This is a genomic window from Streptomyces camponoticapitis (genome assembly GCF_014646115.1).
Taxonomy (GTDB): Bacteria; Actinomycetota; Actinomycetes; order Streptomycetales; family Streptomycetaceae; genus Streptomyces; species Streptomyces camponoticapitis.
Map to the genome: position 1 here is coordinate 106,325 of NZ_BMMV01000021.1, position 18,425 is coordinate 124,749.

Consider the following 18,425-nt stretch of genomic DNA (forward strand, 5'->3'; position numbering starts at 1 on the left):
TTACGACTGAAGAAATCGTGCAGGGAAGACCCAGGAAAGCGAACCATGACCAACACAGCCATGGCAGACGTCCGTGACATGTATATGGCGCACACCATGTTCCGGCGTGAGATCGGACTCGCTCCGACTCTGATTTGTGAGGTTCCAGGCGGCGATGTCGAGCGCGCCGCGATCGTGGCCGACCACTTCCAGGTCGTCGACAACAGCCTCCACCACCACCACGTCGCCGAGGACAAACACCTGTGGCCACGGCTGGCCGAGCGGGTGGGGACAGAAGCCGACGCGGTGGTCAGGGTGATGGAGGAGCAGCACGGGGCCATCGACACGCTGCTGGACGAGGTCCGCGCCGGACTGGCGCGGTGGCGGAGCACCGCCGATGCGGCGCAAGGTGAGACCGTCGCCGCCGCCATGACCCGCCTGAACGAGCGTCTCGTCGAACACCTCGCCGTCGAGGAGGACCTCGCGCTTCCCCTGATCGAGAACCACATCACGGCGGCCGAGTGGGGCCAGATGATCGCCGACAGCGCCGGGGACGTCGCGCCGGAGCAGATTCCGCTGATCTTCGGGATGATGGCGTACGAGGCCGATCCCGAAACAGTGCGGGACATCATCGCCCAGATGCCGCCCGAGATCAGCGGCGTGATCGGGGACCTGGCTTCGGAGTCCTACGCGGCACACGCGCGACGGGTGTACGGCACCGCCGCTCCGGCTCGGATCGGCGCTCGCGGGGCGGTGGCGTGATGGCAGGGGTGAGGTTCGGCGCGCTGCTGGAACCGGCAGCCGACCGCCCGCAGGATGTCGTCGGCTGGGCCGAGCTCATGGACCAACTCGGCTACGACGTCGTCACTTTGTCCGACCACCCGTACTGGCCCGAGCGTCTGGACACGGTCGCGCTGCTGTCGGCCATGGTGGCCAGGACACAGCGGATCACGGTAATGCCCAATCTGTTCAATCTGCCGCTTCGGCCGCCCGCGATGATCGCCCGTACCGCCGCCACCCTGGACATCCTCAGCGGCGGCCGGTTCGAGCTGGGGCTCGGTACCGGAGCGCAGCAGATGTGGGAGTCCATCGTGGCGGAGGGTGGCCCCCAGCGCACCGCCGGGCAGTCCATCGAGGCGCTGGAGGAGGCCACCCACATCATCCGTGCCCTGTGGACATCCAAAGAGGATGTCCAATTCCAGGGCACGCACTACAGGCTCGGCGGCGCTCGGCCCGGCCCCGTACCAGTGCACCCCATCGGTATCTGGTTCGGCGCCTACCAACCTCGCCTGCTCCGGCTCGTAGGTGCCATCGGCGACGGATGGATCCCCAGTTCGCCCTTCCTTCCCCCCGAGGCGTTGCCCGGCGCGAACAAGATCATCGATGACGCCGCGGAGGCCGCCGGCCAGTCACCCCAGAGCATCCGTCGCGGCTACAACATCGAGGGCGAGTTCGGTACCGGCCCCGGCTTCCTGCAGGGGGCGCCCGCTGTATGGGCCCAGCAGCTGGCCGAGCTTGTACTGGCAGGACAGATCGACACGTTCTTCCTGTACCGGGTTCAGTCGCCCGACTTCCTTCGCCGCTTCGCCGCCGAAGTCGCGCCTGCCGTCCGCGAACTCGTCTCGACTGGCTGACCACGACCCGCCCTGGTGAGCAGATGGTCCGCAGAGCACTCCGGATCGTCTGCTCCGAGCGGCGCTCCCCGCTCGGGTTAAACCGACACCTCGGCATACCCGGACCCGCGGGAGGTTGGGAGCAGCCGTCGAAGCGCGGTCAGCGGACGCGGCGGCGTTCCGTGTGGGCCGTGATCGTCAGGGCGACGGTCGTCAGCAGGCACAGAAGTGCCCAGGCCGGTGTGAAGCTGGTGGTGAGGTCGACGAGCAGTCCGAGTACGGGTGGCATCGTGACGATGGCGATCTGGTTGACGGACATGGCCAGGCCGAGGGCGAAGCCGGTCTTGCCCTGCGGGGCCGTTTCGGTGACGTAGGCGACCCAGGGGCCGTACCAGCCGAAGCCGAAGAAGCCGAGCCAGATGAAGACGGCGGAAGCGACGGCCGGTGACCGTCCCGCCGGGGTCGTCAGCACCGACAGTGCGGCGATCACGGCGGCCATGCAGACCAGCACGACGACATACCGGCCGTACCTGCTCCGGTCGCTCCAGGCGGCCAGGCAGATCCGGCCCGCGACGCCCGCGCCCTGGGACGCCACCAGGATCAGGGCCGCCGCTCCGGCGCCGACCGATGACGTCCGGTGGAGGTGGAGCACCGTCAGGATGCTCACGCCGTACTGGACCGAGATCAGGCTGGTCCCCGACAGCATGATCTTCACCATGGCCGGTTCGCGGAGCATACGCAGCCGGGCTCGGAGCTGCGCGGCGAGCGGATCGGACGGTCCCTTGTCCGCCGGGGCGGGCACCGCGGGCGGTCGGCGGTAGCAGCCCATGAAGAGTCCGGCTCCGAGCAGTGCGACGCAGCCGCCGGTCAGCAGGGTGGCCCGCCACCCGAACTCCTCGGCGACGAACGGGAGTACGGCGGAGGCGAGCGCCGCCCCCAGCGGCAGCCCGGCCTGCCGGACACCCATCGCGAAGCCCCGTTGTGACGTGCTGAACCAGGACGCCACCGACTTGCTCCCGCCCGGCTGGACGGTGCTGTAGCCAACGCCCACCAGCAGCAACGCGACCAGCAGCGTCGCGTATCCCGGCGCCAGGCTCCCCGCGCACAGAGCCACCGCGACCACACCCGCCCCGACCCCGACAACCCAGCGCTCGCTGTAGCGGTCCAGCAGCTCGCCGGCCACCAGCAGCCCGGCGAGCGGTACGAACTGGGCGGCCGAGACCAGCAGCCCCAACTGTGCGGTGCTCAGGCCGAGTGCGCGCTGAAGGTGGACGCCGAGCGCTCCGAGGCCGCCCACGAAGAACCCGGATGCGGCCTGGGTGAAGGTGGCGACGGCCAGCACGGTCCAGCGATAGCGCCACGGATCGCGGGACGCGGATCCCTGCTGTCGGGCGGCACGGTGTGTCATGCGGACCACCCTGTTGTAATGGTCTTATGCACCTCAACCCTTACGGCGAGGACGCGGTGAACCTCGCCGCGGCCCTGGCCAACCGCCGGCCCGGGAGCACGGATGAGCTGGCAGAAAGCTGCCGCACCGCCGGGCTCACGTTGGAGCGACCGGTCACAGCGGACGACCTGAACCGTGCCCGGGCGGCTCTGGACATCTGGGAGATGATCGTCGACGCCGCCGACGAGCAGGAACGCGCGGGCCTTCTGAACCGGATGCTGGCCGAAGCCGCCGCCTACCCACGGCTGACCTCCCACTCCGGCACCGGCTGGCATCTGCACTACCGGGACGCCGAACAGCCCCTCGGGTCAGTCCTGTTCACGCTGTTCGCGGTCGGCACCGCACTGCATCTCACGGGCCGGGGCATGCACCGACTGCGGCGCTGCGAGGTGACCGGGTGCGACACCGCCTTCGCCGACACCTCGCGCACCGGACGTCAGCGCTACTGCTCGCAGCGCTGCGCCAACCGCGATGCCGTCCGCAGACACCGGGCGCGAACCGCGGCCACGTGACCAATGGACCATGAACATGCACAGGTCCGGCACGGAGAACGGGCTCAGCCGATTAGATGGTGTCGTCAGCGACTGCTCAGCGGGGCCGGGCCTCGGCGCAGCGCACACAGGTACGAGCCGAGGGCCGTACCTCCAGCCGCTCGTCGGGGATCGCCTCGCCGCAGCTCTCGCACCGCCCGTAGTCACCCCGCTCCAGTCGCTCCAGCGCCTGGTCCACGCCGAGCAGCTGCTGTTGCGCCTGGGCGAGCAGGGAGGCGACATGGGCCCGCTCAAAGGCGGTGCTCGACCCGTCCGGGTCGTGCTCGTCGTCCACCGCCACCAGCGCGTTCGCCTCGACGATCGCGTCGAAATCACGTTCGAGCGCTTGGATCCGAGCAGCCGTGTCCGTACGCCGCGCCGAAAGCCGTGCGCGGACGGAGGCAGGATCAACCGGGGCCGGAGGACTCACGTAGATGAAAACGCCGGACGCCACCCACGCATTCCGGGCGCCGGGCTGCACATCGTGACTGGGGGCAGCCGGTGCGCGGTCAGGTGAAGGGTACGACTCCGTGCCTGCCGTACGTACCGTCGTGTGCCTACACCGCGGTGAAGCCGCCGTCGATGGCGAGGGTCGCGCCGTGGATCTGGGAGGCCTCGTCGCTCGCGAGGAATACGACGGCGGCGGCCACCTCCGCCGGGGTGCCGGCGCGGCGGGAGGGCATGCGCGCGATGATCGGGGCCAGGTGCTCCTCCATCGCAGCCACCTTCTCCGTCAGGGTGGGGCCCGGAGCGACGGTGTTGACGCGCACACCGTGCGGACCGTATTCCGCGGCCCACGATGTGGTGAGCGAGTGCACGGCCGCTTTGGTCATGCTGTAGAGCGCCGACTGTGCCGCGCCCCGCATGCCGTTGATGGAACCCAGGTTGACGACAGCTCCTCGGCCGCGCTCGGCCATGGGCGGTGCCAGAAGGCCGGTGAGGAGGAACAGCGATCGCACGCTCACGGCCAGCGCCTCGTCGACGGTCTCCTGCGTCACCTCGGCGGTCGGGGTGGGCGTGAGCAGGAGCGCCGCGTTGTTGACGAGCACGTCGATCCGTCCGCCGGCCGCGGTGATCGTGTCGGTGGCGAAGCGGCCGATCACCTCGGCGCCCGCGGACAGGTCCGCCGTGACGAATGCCGCCGCACCGCCGTCCTTCTCGATGCGCGCCACCACGTCACCGCCCCGGCGCGCGTCGCGTCCGCTGACGACGACAAACGCGCCCTCGGCGGCCAGAGCCTCCGCGATGGCGGCGCCGAGGCCGGTGGTGGAACCGGTGACCAGGGCCGTCCGCCCGGTGAGTCGTTGGGTCATGATGCACTGCCTTTCCGCGCTGAACGGGCTGGGGAAGGCAAACGTGCCACCCTAAAAATGGACCCGCAAGTCCAGAAAATGGCAGGATGGAGGCATGACACCGCGACTGACCGCCAAGGGCGCGGCCACCCGGCAACGCGTGATCGAGGGAGCCGCGCAGGAGATCCGTGCGCGCGGCGTGACGGAGACGACCCTGGACGACATACGCGCCCGCACGGCCACCAGCAAGAGCCAGCTCTTCCACTACTTCCCCGGCGGCAAGGAAGAGCTCCTGCTCGCCGTGGCCCGGCACGAGGCCGGCCGCGTCCTGTCCGACCAGCAGCCCCACCTCGGCGAACTCACCTCCCGGCGGGCCTGGTACAACTGGCGCGACGCGGTCGTCGACCGCTACCGCCGACAGGGGCAGCAGTGCCCGCTCGGCACGCTCACGGCACAGCTCACCCGCGCCACCCCCGGCGCGCAGGCCGTCACCAGGGAACTGCTCGCCTCTTGGCAGACCCACCTCACCGTCGGCATCCGGGCCATGCAGGACCGCGGCGAGATCTCCCCCGGCCTCGACGCAGACCGTGCCGCGGCCGCCCTGCTCGCCGGCATTCAGGGCGGCGTCTCGATCCTGATGTCCACGGGCTCACTCACACACCTCGAAGCTGCCCTCGACCTGGGCATCGACGCGCTTCTCGCCACCCCCGCGCGCCCGACACCGACCGGTTGACCGACCTGGCGACGGCACCTGTGCGGGTGGACGGTGCCCGGAGGGCCGGGCCGCCGGCCCGGTGATGCGCTGTTCGATGCGTGCGCCCAGGCGTAGCTCCCGCGCCGGGAGGTCTCCGTCTGGTTCAAGATCTGGTCAACACGACGCTCTACGGGTGGATCGGTCAGCCTGAGCGGGATCGGCTGTCCGAGCTCTCGACGGCCCGGCTGAGTTCCTAGGTGCGACTGGACATCACGGCGGACGGTGACGTGCAGTACGCACCGCCCAAGGGAGGAGCCGCGGGCCTGAGCGGACTGGTGGCGACGGAGATGCTTCTGGCCCGGACAGCCGGCACGTGGAACCGTCGTGTGCGCTCTTCGCGGCCCTATGCCGACGGCTTGATCAGCTTCGACGTCGGAGAGGTAGGCGTCCGATTCAGTGGATGCCGGAATTTAGGGCATCCAGGTCAGGCGCCGATGACTTCGCAGTCATCCGATCGGGCGGCCTCGACAGCGGCCCGGGGCCCGGGCGGGGGTGGGGTGACCTTCCGGGTGCGAATGTCGATCCGGGCGCCGAGCGAACGCACGACGGCGACTTCTTCGCCACCTTCTCGGGACACCGAGTGCCCCATCCGCCACCGCGCACCGTCCGTGCTCAGTCCCACGACCTGACATGACACGGCGACCTGCTCAGCCAGGAAGACCTCGTGCAGATATCTGACGTCCTCACCGTGCAGAACAGCGGCAACGCCCTTCTTCTGCAAGGCATGAACATCCCACCCCGCGTCCATCAGAAGCCCGAGGCGAGCGGTGGTCGCGTACTCCAAGTACCTCGTGCTGCGCAGATGGCCGTTGAGGTCGACATCGTCCCAGCGGACTTCGAAATATTTCCTGAAAATATTGGACATAGTAAAAAGTCTAGTCACTCGACCGGGCAACCGAGTAGCGCCGGTACCTTCAGATGCAGCGGATAGCTTGTTCCTCAAATCTGAGCCATCTGGAAGCGTGATCCGTCGGCGGCATCGGCGACTTGCGAGGGGGCCGGTGATGTCGAGCGTCAGGTACTCGATGTCCGGACCGGCGGGCACCGGGAGCACGCCGCGGGCTGCGCCTGACGGCACCGGCTCGGGCGTGGCCCCGACGATCGCAATCCGGGCCTCGCGGCGCGAGGCCCGGAACCAGCGGTGCCATCACAACGGACGACCGGCCCGCCCGCGGCGCGGACCGCGGCTCAGCGGACCTCGACCGTCACGGTCCGTCCGCGGCCCACCGACACGGTCGCGTAGGTGTACGTCACCCCGTCCACGACCTTGGTCCTCGCCTTCCGCTCGCGCCCGTTCACCTTGACCGTGGAGTACGTGCCGGGGAAGCGCGCCTCCCACGAATAGGCCGAAGGGCCGGAGGAGTTGGTGAGGCTGGACTTCGTCGCCCCGTCGTGCCGGGCACCGAAGGTATTGCCGCCGACGGCCAGGTCGTCGATCTTCAGCCAGTCCATGCCGGAGGGCAGCCTCGACACCGTCGTGAGGGTGCGTTCCGGCGCGTCGGGCGTGATACCCATCAGCCCCTCCACCGTCTGGCCGAGGAGGGTGAAGGAAATCTCGGGATAGTCGCCGTTGGTGCCCTGCTTGGCGTTGACGTGCTGGATGTCCTTCTGGTCGTAGACGTACGACATCCAGTTCCAGGCGGTGTCCTGACGGTTGTTCTGGAAGAAGGTGTCGGCCAGATACGAGATCGCCTCGATGTTGGCGGGCTTGCCCGCGCCCGACGCCTGCGCGTCGATGTAGTCGAGATACGCGTCGTTGCGGGCCCCCGGCTCGATGATCTTCTTCATCGGCATGAACCAGCTGTTCTCCTTGCCCCAGCCGGTGAGCGGCGCTCCGTCGGTGGTGTAGCCCCGCACCATGTCTCTGCCCGAACCCGTCCCGCTCCAGGTCGAGTTGAAGTAGTCCTTGAGGGTTTTCGCCTTCTTGTCGTACGCCGCGGCCAGAGCGCGGTCGCCCTTGCCACGGGCGAGCGACGCCATCGCCAGATAGGCCTGGTACTGGGAGCCGATCGCGTCGCCCGCCTCGGCCAGCGGCTCGTCGCTCTGCTCGTTGTAGCTGGCGGCGCCCTCGAAGATGCCCTTGCCCGTGCCCTCGGCGACCTTCACCGGCCCGTTGTCCTTCAGACCGTCGTGCAGCTCGACGAACTCGTTCGTGGCGTGGCGGTAGAAGTTCCACAGAACGGGGTCGTTGACGTACGCGCGGTCGCCGCTCCAGCGGTAGGCCTCGGCGGCCTTCTGTACGAGTTCGAAGGTGGCGGGCACCTCACGTACGAAGTCGTCGGGCGCCTTGTAGTCGATGGACAGGTATGTCGTGGCGTCGAAGTTGAGCGCCCACACCGGGTAGTACTTGTGCTCGGCGGTGGCGGACTCGGCGTACGCGCGGAGCATCGCCTTGTTCTCGGCGCCGAGACCCAGCACGCTCGCGCCGGCCAACTGGTGGGCCATGTCGCGGGAGTAATAGCCGCTGCGGTTGGCGTAGCCCGCCCAGTAGGACGGGGCGTAGACGCCGGAGCCGGTGCCGTGCAGGTTGTTCTCGTCCACGTTGAGCGGGCCCTCGGTGCCCGGCAGTTGGACCCAGCTGTTGGCCTTGCGCTTCGACCAGTCGAACATTTCGACGATCTTCGGGTCGGAGGAGCTGACGTGCGGGTCCGCGGGCGACGAGGGGGACACCATCAGGTCGTCGGCGTTGATCCAGCCGTCGCCGGACTCGAAGGCGATCTCCAGCCTGTCACCCCGGTCGAGGGCGATCCGGCCGAGGGTCTGGCGGCGGTACGAGGAGGTGCTGGGCAGGGCCTTGGCGGCCACCTCGGTGCCGTTGACGCGTGCGACATACCGGCCGCCGGGCCCGCCCGTCGCGATCCAGGCCGATATGTCGTACATCCCGCGGCCGTTGGCGGTCACCGTCTGGGAGGCCTTCCCGCCCGCCCCCGCGTCGAGGTAGAGGAGCCGTGAGCCGCCGTGCGGGTTGTTGGTCGCGATGCCCGTGCCGGTGCTGAACTTCCAGCCGTGGCCGCCCTGTTCGAGGCCGGGGTCGGCGATCTCCAGCAGAGCCGGGACCCCAGCCGGTGGGTGGCGCGTGCCGGCGTCGGGAGAGGCGGGAGTGGCCGAGGCCTGTCCCAGGGTGAGCGGCGTCAGGGACGCCAGCAGGGCGAGCGCGGACAGAAGCGACAGTCGGGCAGGTCTCATCGGCGGTACTCCCGGGCTTCGTTGACGTGGCGGGCGGCACGCTAGCAATGGCGACTGAATGCTTGCAATGAATCTGACGCGATGAGTTGTTTGGGACGACAGAAAGTTTTCATCGGACCATTGCAAGTCAAGCAAGCACCTTGCTAGCGTCCCGGCCTGTCGGTTCGTCAACGGTGCGTGAGCAGGAGTGGGTCAGCCATGGACATGGAACGTCGGAGAGTGCTGCGAATGGGCGGCGCGCTTGCCGCCGGTGCCGGTCTCACCGGCCTGACCGCCTGCTCGGGCTCGGGCGACACCGGCGCCGCGGGATCCGCCGGCGCCAAGGACAAGGGCGCGATCACGGTGTGGAGTTGGCAGGGTCCCGCCGCGCAGATGAAGGCGCTCGTCCCGGAGTTCAACAAGAAGTTCCCGGACATCGAGGTCACGGTCCAGGACATCGGCAACCCGGCGATCTGGGACAAGATCACCACTGCGATGGGAGCCGGCGGCAGCGGCCTCGCCGATGTCCTGCACATCGGTGTCGACTACCTCCCGGGCTACGTCGAGAAGTTCCCCAACGGCCTGGCGGACCTTGGTGAACTGGGCGCCGACAGGTACAAGGACGCCTTCGCGCGGGGCCTTTGGGAGACCGTCTCGGGCAAGGGCGGCAAGGTCAGCGCCCTGCCCTGGGAGGCCAACTCGGCGGGCTTCTACTACCGCGCCGACATCTTCGAGGAGGCCGGGGTCGACGCGGACGCCCTGGGGACCTGGGACGACGCCATCGAGGCCGGGAAGAAGATCAAGGAGAAGACCGGCACCCATCTGCTCGGCATCGACAAGCCCGCCTCCGAGGCGGACGCGGCCAACTTCTTCCAGCTGCTGCTGCAGCTCGAGGGAACGTTCTACTTCAACTCGGACGGGGACATCACCCTCGATTCCCCCGAGGCCGTCCGGGCCATGACGATCATCAAGACGATGAACGACGCGGGCCTGGTCAGCGATCTCGCGGGCGGCTGGACGGCGCTGGAGACCTCGGTCAAGAAGGGGACCGCCGCCGTGCTTCCCTGGCCCACCTGGTTCGGCGGGGTCATCGAGGACCTGGTGCCCGAGGAGTCCGGCAAATGGAAGGTCCGCCTGCCTCCGGCCGTACGCCGCGGCGGCACCAACGCCGCCACCGTCAACTCCACCCACCTCGCCGTCGCCGGCAGCAGCAAGAACCAGGCCGCCGCCTGGACCTTCATCGAGTACGTACTGACGCGCCCCGCCTCCCAGGTCAAGATCTACAAGAACCAGGGCATAGCGCCCGCCCTGATGAAGGCGTACGACGACGAGGTCTTCCACGCCCCGTCGACGTTCTTCAGTGGCCAGAAGAAGGGCGAGATCTTCTACGAGGCCCTGCGGGCACCGTCACCGGCCTTCAACTACACCTCGGACTACGCCCGCGCGCTCAAGGTCGTCACCGACGCCCAGACGAAAGTGCTGCTCAAGGGCGCGGACCCGGCCACGGTGCTGAAGGCCGCCGCCGGCCAACTGGCCAAGCAGACCGGGCGCAAGGTCGTGCGATGACCGCCACGCTCACCGAGGTGGACAAGGACGGCCCGCCCACCGCCCCGGCGAGGACCGCGCGACGCCCGTGGCAGGGCCGGCGACTCGCCCCGTACCTCTTCGTACTCCCGGCGATCGCGCTCTTCGCGACGTTCAAGCTGTACCCCATCGCCTGGTCCTTCGTCCTCAGCCTCCACAAGACGGTTGACGGGGTCGACACCTACGTCGGCGCCGACAACTACACCCGGCTGCTGGACGACCCGCTCTTCTGGACCGCGCTGAAGAACACCGCGGTCATCCTCGTCGTCCAGGTCCCCCTGATGCTGGCGCTCGCCACCGGGCTCGCCGTCGCCCTCAACTCGACCCTGCTTCGCGGGCGTTCCGTCTTCCGGCTCGGCTTCTTCATGCCCATGGTCACCGGTCTCGTGGCGTACGGACTCATCTTCTCCGTGCTCCTCAACAAGGAGTACGGGCTGCTCAACTGGCTGCTCTCCGGGATCGGCGTTGACGCCGTACCGTGGCTGACCGACCCGCTGTGGGCGAAGCTTTCCCTCGGCCTCGCGCTGACCTGGCACTACACCGGCTACAACGCGGTGATCCTGCTGGCCAGGCTCCAGACGATTCCCGGCGAGCTGTACGACGCCGCGTCCGTCGACGGAGCCGGGGCCTGGGCGTCCTTCCGGCACGTGACGCTGCCGGGGCTGCGGCCCGCCCTCCTGCTCACCACGGTGCTGTCCACGATCGGCACCCTCCAGATCTTCGACGAGCCCTACATCCTCACCGGCGGCGGGCCCGACAACGCCACCCTCACCATCGGTGTGTACCTGTACCAGAACGCCTTCACATACTTCGACTTCGGCTACGCGTCGGCCATCGCCTACGCGCTCGCCGTGCTGATCGGAATCCTCGGCGTGATCCAGTTCCGTGTGCTGGGAGACAAGCCGTGACCACGACCGCTCCGAAGACAGCCAGAACGGCCGGAACGGCCGGAACAGCCGGAGACCGGACCCGCGGCAGAAGCATTCTGCTCACGTCCTCGCTCGCCATCGTCCTCGCCGCCGTCGCGATCCCCTTCTACTGGCTGATGATCGCCTCCACCCACAGCTCCGACGACATCTTCGACAGTCCGCCGCCCCTGCTGCCCGGCGGGCACCTGGGGGACAACCTCTCCGCGCTCCAGGAGTCCGCGGGGTTCGGCCGGGTCATCCTGAACTCCCTGCTGATCGCCACGCTCTACACGGTGTGCGCGGCGGCGGTCTGCACACTGGCCGGGTACGCCTTCGCCAAGTACCGCTTCAAGGGCCGCGAGGCGCTCTTCGGACTCCTCATGCTCGGCCTGGTCATCCCCAGTCAGGTCACGCTCGTCCCGCTGTTCAAGATGATGGCGCAGCTCCAGTGGCTGGACACCTACCAGGCCGTGATCATGCCCAACCTCGCGCTGCCCTTCGGGATCTTCCTGATGCGCCAGTCGATGGCGGCGCTGCCCGACGAACTCCTCGACTCGGGCCGGATGGACGGCTGCGGTGAACTGCGGCTCTTCTGGAAAGTCGTCCTCCCGCCGATGAAGCCCGGCCTCGCCGCGCTGGCGATCTTCCTCTTCCTCTACCAGTGGAACGACTTCGTCTGGCCGCTGATCGTGCTGCGGGACGGCGCCTCCTTCACCATCCCCGTCGCCCTCGCCTCCTTGCAGGGGATCGACAACACGGACTACGGAGCGATCCTCGCCGGCACCTCCATCGCCGCGATCCCCATGGCCATCGTCTTCCTCGCGCTTCAGCGTCACTTCGTCTCCGGTCTCCTCGCCGGCGCCGTGAAGGAGTAAGTGTGCAGTCCGTCCAGACCTCAGGTCTGCGGGAGCCCCTGACACGGCCCGGCGGCACAGTGCCGGACGCCGGGGCCGTCACCACGGCCGAACTGGCCCCCGCGCCGTACCTGCCGCTCCTCGACGACGTACGGATCGCGGTCGTCGCCCCGGACTCCCCTGGCCAGGACCCCGCCTGGGACCTGACCGAACTCCCGGGCGGCCTGCGGATGTTGTCCGTACGCGCCGACGGCGCACCGGTGGAGATACGGCTCTCCGTGCCCCTGGGTGACGCCGCCGGGTACTGGCATCCGGACGGCGGCTGGCAGCGTACCCTGCTCGCCGACTGGGCCGGCCGAGCGCGGGTGTCGCTGGTCAGCGGACACGCCGCGGGCTGCCTGTACGACCACGTGGGCACCACCATGCTGGCCTTCGCGGCGGTCGATCCGGTACCGGAGGTGTCGATGCGGTTCGGGGTCTCCGAGGAGCACGACACCCATGTCGTCCATCTCAGCCTGCCCCCCTCGGACGAGGCGCACCGCCTGCTGTTCGTGCCCCGGGCCGAATCGGTGGCGGTCGCGATGAGGGCCCTGCGGGGCTGGTTCGCCCGTGAGATCACCCCGATGGCCGTGCCGGACTCGGCCCGTACGCCCGTGTACTCGACCTGGTACGCCTTCAACCAGGACGTCGACGCCGAGTCCGTCGAGACCCAGGCGGTGCTCGCGGCCGAAGCCGGCTGCGGAGTCCTGATTCTCGACGACGGCTGGCAGGAGCTGGGCAGCGGACGCGGCTACGCGGGGTGCGGCGACTGGCGGCCCGACCGCGCCAAGTTCCCCGACTTCGCCGGCCATGTGGCCCGCGTCCGGGCCGGCGGACTGCGCTACATGGTGTGGCTCGCGCCGCTGCTGCTCGGGCCGGACGCCGACTGCTTCGGCCGGTGGGCGCCCCACGCGCCCGCTCCCGGCAGCACACCCGGCGCCTACGTCCTCGACCCCCGCGTGCCCGAAGTGCGGCGCCACGTCGTCCAGTTGTGCACGCGTGTCGTCGCCGATCACGGACTCGACGGACTCAAGATCGACTTTCTCGACCAGGCCATGGTGTACGCGGCGGGCGGCGGCCACCCCTGCCCCGACACGGCGGACACGTCCGACGTGGGCGTGGCCATGACCGCGCTGCTCACCGATGTCCGGGCGGCCCTTGAGGAGTTGCTCCCCGACCCGCTCATCGAGCTGCGCCAGCCGTACACCGGGCCCGGCATGGCTCCCTTCGGCAACATGCTGCGCTCCTTCGACTGTCCGGCCGACGCCACGGCCAATCGGGTCCGGACCCTGGACACCTCGCTGCTCGCCATCGGCGGCGCCGTCCAGTCCGACATGCTGATGTGGCACCGGGACGCCCCCGTCGAGGCCGCCGCCCGGCAGTTGATCGGCGCCCTGCACTCGGTGCCGCAGCTCTCCGTACGCCTCGACCGGATCTCCGGAGAGCAGCGCCAATCGGTGGCCTTCTGGCTCGCCGAGTGGCGACGGCTGCGCGGTGCGCTGCTGGACGGGACCGTCGAGCCGGGCCGCCCGGACGATCTCTACACGCTCGTGGACGCGACCGGCGAGGGGATACGCGTCATTGACGTGCACAGCACGCGCGTGGTGCCCGTGGACCTGTCGGCCTGCGGCGAGTTGGTCCTGGTGAACGGCACGTCCGCGGACCAGCTCCGGGTGGAGAACACCGGGCCGCGCGTCACCGTGGAACTGACCGCCCATCACCCCTCCGGCCGTATGATCGACCGGAGCCGGACGAGCCTGGCGACCGGCCCGCACACGCTGCCGGTCCCGCGTATGGGACTGGTCAAACTGCACATCACGGAAGGCGCGGGATGAAGGTCGGGATCACCGAGGTCGCAGCCCGTGCCCAGGTCAGCGAGGCGACCGTCAGCCGGGTCATCAACCGGCGGCAGGGGGTCGCGAAGAGGACCAGGGACGCGGTCGAGCAGGCCATGGCCGAACTCGGCTACGAGCGGCCCACCCAGGGGCAACTGGTCGCCGTCGTCACGGAGTTCGTGTCCAACCCGTTCTTCGCGGACGTCGCCGAGCGGCTGGAGTCGGCGCTCGCGCCGCACGGGCTGAAGACCGTTCTGTGCCCCGCCTTCCCCGGCGGAGTGCAGGAGCGCGAGTTCATCACCGCGCTGGCGGACAAGGGCGTCGCCGCGGTCGTCTTCCTGTCGGCGTCGAACACCGTCGAGGGCGCGGACACGGAGACGTACGAGATTCTGCGCGCCCGGCGCATCCCCTACGTCGGCATCAACGGTGTCTTCGCCGACGGTGTCCCGGCTCCCGTCTACTCCACGGACGACACCCTCGCCGCCGAACTGGCCGTCGACCACCTCTATCGCCTGGGCCACCGTGACATCGGTATGGCGTCCGGTCCGGCCGGCAACCACCCCGCGGACCGGCGCGTCCAGGGCTTCCTCAGCTCCATGACCAAGCGGGGCATCGAGAATCCGGGGCGTTGGGTGATCCGGCAGTCGTACACGGTCGAGGGCGGCCAGGCGGCGGCCGGGGCGCTGCTCCAACTCGGCGCAACGGCGATCGTCGCCGCCAGCGACTACATGGCCCTCGGCGCTGTCCGCGGTATCCGGCGGCTGGGGCGCTCGGTGCCGGACGACGTGTCGGTGGTGGGCTACGACGGCTCGATGATCACGGAGTTCACCGACCCACCGCTCACCACGGTCCGCCAGCCCGCTTCCGGACTCGCCCTGGAGGTGGGCCGGGGCGTCTTGGCCCTGGTCAGCAACCGTGACGTGCCGACGGGCGAGCTGCTCTTCGACCCCGAACTGGTCATCAGGGCGACGACGGCCCCGGTGCGCCAGGGGTAGCCCGGAGGACCGGCCGACAGCGCGGCCGTCACTCCGTCGGCGCAACCGTGGGTACCCCTTCAGGTGAAGGGTGTTGTGAGTATCTCCACAGGTGCGGGGCCTGCGTCTACCGTCGCAGCGGCAACTCCCCGACCGCGTCGTCCCCGAGGAAGTACCCATGACCTCTGTGTCCGCCAACCGGACCACCCCTCCGCACGTCGTTTCCGCGGACGACGTCCTCGACGCGCTGAAACGGGCGATCGAGGACACGATCGCGCCCCGGTCGGAAGACGTCGACCGGCTGGGCGCCTTTCCCGCCGAAGGGATGGCGGCGCTGGCCCGCGCGGGCGTCCTGGGTCTTACGAGTGCCGCCGAGGTCGGGGGCGCCCAGGCGTCGCTCGCGGTCGCGGCACAGGTTGTCGAGCGACTGGCCGGGGCGTGTTCCTCCACCGCGATGGTGGTGCTCATGCACTACTCGGCCGCGGCCGTGATCGAGGCACACGGCGACCTGGACGTCCGCGGGGCCGTCGCCCGCGGGGAGCACCTGTCCACCCTGGCCTTCTCCGAGGCGGGCTCCCGCAGCAACTTCTGGGTTCCTGTGGGAACGGCAGCGCAGGACGGAGCCGGTCTCGTCCGCCTGGACGCCGAGAAGAGCTGGGTGACCGCCGCCGGCCACGCCGACAGCTACGTGTGGTCGAGCCGGCCGCTGGCAGCCGACGGACCCATGACCCTGTGGCACGTGCCGGCCGGCACGCCCGGACTGTCGGTCAAGGACGCGTTCGACGGCTTCGGCCTTCGCGGCAACGCGTCGAGCCCGGTCAGCGGCGAGTCCGTGCACGTGCCCGCCTCGGCCATGCTCGGGGCGGACGGCGAGGGCCTGGACATCGCCCTGGCCACGGCGCTGCCCCGGTTCCTGGTGCTGAACGCGGCCTTCTGCGCGGGCGTGTGCGAGGCGCTCCTCGGGCAGGCCAGGGACCATCTGCTGGGTGTACGGCTGGAGCACCTGGAACAGACCTTGGCGGACAGGCAGCCGGTACGCGACGCGTACGCCAGGCTGCGGACCCGCGCCGACACCGCGCGGGTGTTCCTGGCGGACACGATCGGCGCGCTGGAGACCGGCCGGCCGGACGCCATGCTGCGCGTCCTGCAGGTCAAGGCGGTTGCCGCGGAGGCGGCGGCGGACGTCGCGGACGGGGTCATGCGACTGTGCGGCGGTGCCGCCTTCCGCCGCGGGCTGGGCATCGAGCGGCGCTTCCGGGACGCGCTGGCGGCCCGCGTCATGGCTCCCACCACCGAGGCGCTCTACGACTTCACCGGCCGGGCGAGTCTTGGCATGCGGTTGTTCGGGGCGGCCTCATGACGCTGCTGATGGGGGCCGTCGCCTACGACCCGAAAACGGTCACCATCTGGACGGGCTTCCGCTCGTGGCTGACCACTCACGGACTGCCCTTCGACTTCGTGCTGTATTCGCACTACGAGCGACAGGTGGAGGACCTCGTCGCGGGGCGGATCCACGCGGCGTGGAACTCCCCGCTCGCCTGGATCCGGGCCGGCCGGCTGGCCGCGGCGGAAGGCGTGCGGCTGCACCCGGTCGTCGCCCGGGACACCGACCGCGACCTGCGGTCCGTGGTCGTCGTACGGTCGGAGGCGCCCTACCACCGGCCGGGCGACCTCAAGGGGGAGAGCGTGGCGGTCGGCGCCGTGGACTCACCGCAGGCCACCCTCATTCCGCTGTCGCTGCTGCGCTCCGAGGGCCTGAGGCCAGGGGATGACATCGAGATCCTGGGCCATGACGTGGGAGTCGGGCTGCACGGCGACCACGTCGGCGGCGAACGCGACGCCGTCCGGGCCCTGATGTCGGGACGGGCGGCGGCCGCCTGCCTCCTCGACGCGAACCACCTGCTGTTCGGCAAAGAAGGCACGCTGCCGCCCGGCAGCACACGGATCCTCGCGGAGACCGCCCCTTACGACCACTGCGTCATGGCCGTCAACGACTCCGCGCCCGCGTCGATCACCGAGCGCTTCGGCGAACTGCTGCTCGGCATGTCGCCCGACGACCCGGAGGTGCGGCGGCTGTTCGACCTCGAAGGCCTCAACGTCTGGGTTCACGGCAGGACTGAGGGGTTCGCGGCGCTGGAGGCCGCCGTCGGTGAAGTGGGCTTCTACGACGCGGCCGGCCGGGTGACCGCCGAGGGCTACCGGCCGTGAACCGTCCAGCCGGCGCACCGGCCGCTGTCGACCTGGCGCACCTCGGTTTCGATCAGGGCGCCCACCTCCTGGTGCAGCGGGTGCTCTCCGGTCTGCGGCCCGGGGAGCCTCTTGAGGTGACCGGGAACCACCCCGCCCTTGTGACCCATCTGAGGGCGTGGTGCCGCGGCAGGGGCCATCTCGTGCAACCCGGAGGGGATCGGGACACCCCGGTACGAGCGGTGATCGTCCGCGGGCCCGCCGGCCTCGACCGCTGGGCCGGCGCCCGGCGCGCCGGTGGTCCCTCGCCGCACGAGATCGTCAGAAACCCCGAGCCGGGCTGGGGGCTCGCCGCCCGGGGGGCACTCGTCGAGGACGGTGCCCCGGCTCCGGGGTTCGACCTGGCCGAACGGGACCTGGTGTGGGCCGACATCGCCCCGAAGCTGTACGCGCACGCGGCGTCGGCCCAGTGGGACCCCGCCGTCGCCGTGCCCTGGGACGCCGCCTTCGAACTGCCTGCCGCCGTGGAGGAGGCGGTGGTGCAGGTGATGACGTATCTGGTGGAGAACGAGCAGGCGGCCCTGGTGGTGCCGGCGCGGTTGCTGGCACGCATCCACCCGCACTTCCGGGAAGTTGTCCAACTGCTCGCCGTGCAGGCCGCGGACGAGGCCCGCCACGTTGAGGTCTTCACCCGCAGGGCGCTGTTGAAAACAGGGCGGCTGGGCACTTCCTCGGCCGGTGGGCGTGCCTCCCTGACCACGCTCCTCGCCGAACCGGATTTCGCGCTTGCCTCGTTCCTGCTCTCGGTGCTCGGCGAAGGGAGCTTCCTCAACCTGCTGGCGTTCCTCGAACGCCACGCGCCCGATCCGGTGACCCGTACAGTGGTGCGCCTCGCCCACCAGGACGAGGCCCGCCATGTCGCCTTCGGCGTCGCCCACCTGCAGCACCAGGCGTCCGTGGACCCAGGGTTGCGCGGCCGGCTGCGCGGCGCCGTCGAGCGCCGCCACGACGTGCTGCGGGACACGGCGGGGCTCAACCAGGACGTGCTCGACTCGCTCGTCGTGCTGGCCGCGGGCAGTTGGGACCCGGCCGCCGTGGCCCGGGGGCACGCTCAGGTCGGCGAGTTGCTGACCACGATGGACCACGCGCGGCAACGCCTGCTGATCCGGCTGGGGTTCCCCGCCGACGAGGCGGCCGAACTCTCCGCCCTGCACACCCGTAACTTCATGTGATCCGGTCAGCGGTGGCTCTCACCCGCGCGCGA

Annotated in this window: 17 protein-coding genes; 12 read left to right on the forward strand and 5 right to left on the reverse strand. The window is 69.9% G+C overall.

Translation table 11 applies throughout. The annotated features are described in order from the left end of the window. Positions 1-45: 45 nt before the first annotated feature. Both IEY79_RS27485 and IEY79_RS27490 read left to right on the forward strand, forming a co-directional pair. Positions 46-741, forward strand: coding sequence for a hemerythrin domain-containing protein (locus IEY79_RS27485; protein WP_189110303.1), 696 nt, complete (start codon positions 46-48; stop codon positions 739-741). Then, positions 741-1,613, forward strand: coding sequence for an LLM class flavin-dependent oxidoreductase (locus tag IEY79_RS27490; protein ID WP_189110304.1), 873 nt, complete (start codon positions 741-743; stop codon positions 1,611-1,613). The genes IEY79_RS27485 and IEY79_RS27490 overlap by 1 nt, the downstream gene beginning before the upstream one ends. A gap of 139 nt (positions 1,614-1,752) precedes the next feature. Here IEY79_RS27490 and IEY79_RS27495 read toward each other — a convergent pair whose 3' ends face one another. Continuing rightward, a complete protein-coding gene (locus tag IEY79_RS27495; RefSeq protein WP_189110305.1) occupies positions 1,753-3,000 on the reverse strand; it encodes an MFS transporter in 1,248 nt (415 codons plus the stop codon). 26 nt (positions 3,001-3,026) lie between these two features. Here IEY79_RS27495 and IEY79_RS27500 point away from each other — a divergent pair, with 26 nt between their 5' ends. Beyond that, complete coding sequence (locus IEY79_RS27500; protein WP_189110306.1) at positions 3,027-3,551, forward strand: CGNR zinc finger domain-containing protein; 525 nt, start codon at positions 3,027-3,029, stop codon at positions 3,549-3,551. A gap of 76 nt (positions 3,552-3,627) precedes the next feature. Here IEY79_RS27500 and IEY79_RS27505 read toward each other — a convergent pair whose 3' ends face one another. Further along, entirely contained in the window at positions 3,628-4,023 is a 396-nt protein-coding gene (locus IEY79_RS27505; RefSeq protein ID WP_229701175.1) for a TraR/DksA family transcriptional regulator, read from the reverse strand. Between the two features lie 103 nt (positions 4,024-4,126). Further along, positions 4,127-4,882, reverse strand: coding sequence for an SDR family NAD(P)-dependent oxidoreductase (locus tag IEY79_RS27510; RefSeq protein WP_189110307.1), 756 nt, complete (start codon positions 4,880-4,882; stop codon positions 4,127-4,129). A gap of 94 nt (positions 4,883-4,976) precedes the next feature. Here IEY79_RS27510 and IEY79_RS27515 point away from each other — a divergent pair, with 94 nt between their 5' ends. Continuing rightward, complete coding sequence (locus IEY79_RS27515; protein ID WP_189110308.1) at positions 4,977-5,594, forward strand: TetR/AcrR family transcriptional regulator; 618 nt, start codon at positions 4,977-4,979, stop codon at positions 5,592-5,594. A 445-nt stretch (positions 5,595-6,039) separates the two neighbouring features. On the opposite strand, the gene IEY79_RS27520 is transcribed toward IEY79_RS27515, so the two are convergent. After that, positions 6,040-6,480 (reverse strand): acyl-CoA thioesterase, encoded by a 441-nt coding sequence (locus tag IEY79_RS27520; RefSeq protein ID WP_189110309.1) that lies wholly within the window; start codon positions 6,478-6,480, stop codon positions 6,040-6,042. Positions 6,481-6,803: 323 nt separating this feature from the next. Then, positions 6,804-8,801 (reverse strand): carbohydrate-binding protein, encoded by a 1,998-nt coding sequence (locus IEY79_RS27525; protein WP_189110310.1) that lies wholly within the window; start codon positions 8,799-8,801, stop codon positions 6,804-6,806. A 198-nt stretch (positions 8,802-8,999) separates the two neighbouring features. Between IEY79_RS27525 and IEY79_RS27530 the strand changes: the two genes are divergently transcribed. The 8 genes from IEY79_RS27530 (at position 9,000) to IEY79_RS27565 (ending at position 18,393) form a co-directional block, all read left to right on the forward strand. Next, a complete protein-coding gene (locus tag IEY79_RS27530; RefSeq protein ID WP_189110311.1) occupies positions 9,000-10,346 on the forward strand; it encodes an ABC transporter substrate-binding protein in 1,347 nt (448 codons plus the stop codon). Next, positions 10,343-11,272 (forward strand): carbohydrate ABC transporter permease, encoded by a 930-nt coding sequence (locus IEY79_RS27535; protein WP_189110312.1) that lies wholly within the window; start codon positions 10,343-10,345, stop codon positions 11,270-11,272. Before IEY79_RS27530 ends, IEY79_RS27535 begins: the two co-directional genes overlap by 4 nt. Beyond that, on the forward strand, positions 11,269-12,147 hold the full coding sequence (locus IEY79_RS27540; RefSeq protein ID WP_189110313.1) for a carbohydrate ABC transporter permease: 879 nt from the start codon (positions 11,269-11,271) through the stop codon (positions 12,145-12,147). The genes IEY79_RS27535 and IEY79_RS27540 overlap by 4 nt, the downstream gene beginning before the upstream one ends. A gap of 2 nt (positions 12,148-12,149) precedes the next feature. Continuing rightward, the gene (locus IEY79_RS27545) at positions 12,150-14,000 is read left to right on the forward strand and encodes a glycoside hydrolase family 36 protein (protein WP_229701176.1); all 1,851 of its coding nucleotides are present in this window, start codon (positions 12,150-12,152) and stop codon (positions 13,998-14,000) included. Then, entirely contained in the window at positions 13,997-14,995 is a 999-nt protein-coding gene (locus IEY79_RS27550; protein WP_189110314.1) for a LacI family DNA-binding transcriptional regulator, read from the forward strand. The genes IEY79_RS27545 and IEY79_RS27550 overlap by 4 nt, the downstream gene beginning before the upstream one ends. A 157-nt stretch (positions 14,996-15,152) precedes the next feature. Further along, positions 15,153-16,334 (forward strand): acyl-CoA dehydrogenase family protein, encoded by a 1,182-nt coding sequence (locus IEY79_RS27555; RefSeq protein ID WP_189110315.1) that lies wholly within the window; start codon positions 15,153-15,155, stop codon positions 16,332-16,334. Then, positions 16,331-17,182, forward strand: coding sequence for a phosphate/phosphite/phosphonate ABC transporter substrate-binding protein (locus IEY79_RS27560; protein WP_189110316.1), 852 nt, complete (start codon positions 16,331-16,333; stop codon positions 17,180-17,182). The genes IEY79_RS27555 and IEY79_RS27560 overlap by 4 nt, the downstream gene beginning before the upstream one ends. Next, entirely contained in the window at positions 17,179-18,393 is a 1,215-nt protein-coding gene (locus IEY79_RS27565) for a ferritin-like domain-containing protein (RefSeq protein WP_189110317.1), read from the forward strand. Before IEY79_RS27560 ends, IEY79_RS27565 begins: the two co-directional genes overlap by 4 nt. Positions 18,394-18,425 lie beyond the last annotated feature (32 nt).

Excerpts from the sequence above, each read along its gene's own strand:
- IEY79_RS27485 (WP_189110303.1), top strand. The coding sequence starts at position 46 with ATGACCAACACAGCCATGGCAGACGTCCGTGACATGTATATGGCGCAC.
- IEY79_RS27500 (WP_189110306.1), top strand. The coding sequence starts at position 3,027 with ATGCACCTCAACCCTTACGGCGAGGACGCGGTGAACCTCGCCGCGGCC.
- IEY79_RS27555 (WP_189110315.1), top strand. The coding sequence starts at position 15,153 with ATGACCTCTGTGTCCGCCAACCGGACCACCCCTCCGCACGTCGTTTCC.
- IEY79_RS27495 (WP_189110305.1), bottom strand. The coding sequence starts at position 3,000 with ATGACACACCGTGCCGCCCGACAGCAGGGATCCGCGTCCCGCGATCCG.
- IEY79_RS27515 (WP_189110308.1), top strand. The coding sequence starts at position 4,977 with ATGACACCGCGACTGACCGCCAAGGGCGCGGCCACCCGGCAACGCGTG.
- IEY79_RS27530 (WP_189110311.1), top strand. The coding sequence starts at position 9,000 with ATGGACATGGAACGTCGGAGAGTGCTGCGAATGGGCGGCGCGCTTGCC.
- IEY79_RS27560 (WP_189110316.1), top strand. The coding sequence starts at position 16,331 with ATGACGCTGCTGATGGGGGCCGTCGCCTACGACCCGAAAACGGTCACC.
- IEY79_RS27490 (WP_189110304.1), top strand. The coding sequence starts at position 741 with ATGGCAGGGGTGAGGTTCGGCGCGCTGCTGGAACCGGCAGCCGACCGC.
- IEY79_RS27525 (WP_189110310.1), bottom strand. The coding sequence starts at position 8,801 with ATGAGACCTGCCCGACTGTCGCTTCTGTCCGCGCTCGCCCTGCTGGCG.
- IEY79_RS27535 (WP_189110312.1), top strand. The coding sequence starts at position 10,343 with ATGACCGCCACGCTCACCGAGGTGGACAAGGACGGCCCGCCCACCGCC.
- IEY79_RS27520 (WP_189110309.1), bottom strand. The coding sequence starts at position 6,480 with ATGTCCAATATTTTCAGGAAATATTTCGAAGTCCGCTGGGACGATGTC.
- IEY79_RS27510 (WP_189110307.1), bottom strand. The coding sequence starts at position 4,882 with ATGACCCAACGACTCACCGGGCGGACGGCCCTGGTCACCGGTTCCACC.
- IEY79_RS27550 (WP_189110314.1), top strand. The coding sequence starts at position 13,997 with ATGAAGGTCGGGATCACCGAGGTCGCAGCCCGTGCCCAGGTCAGCGAG.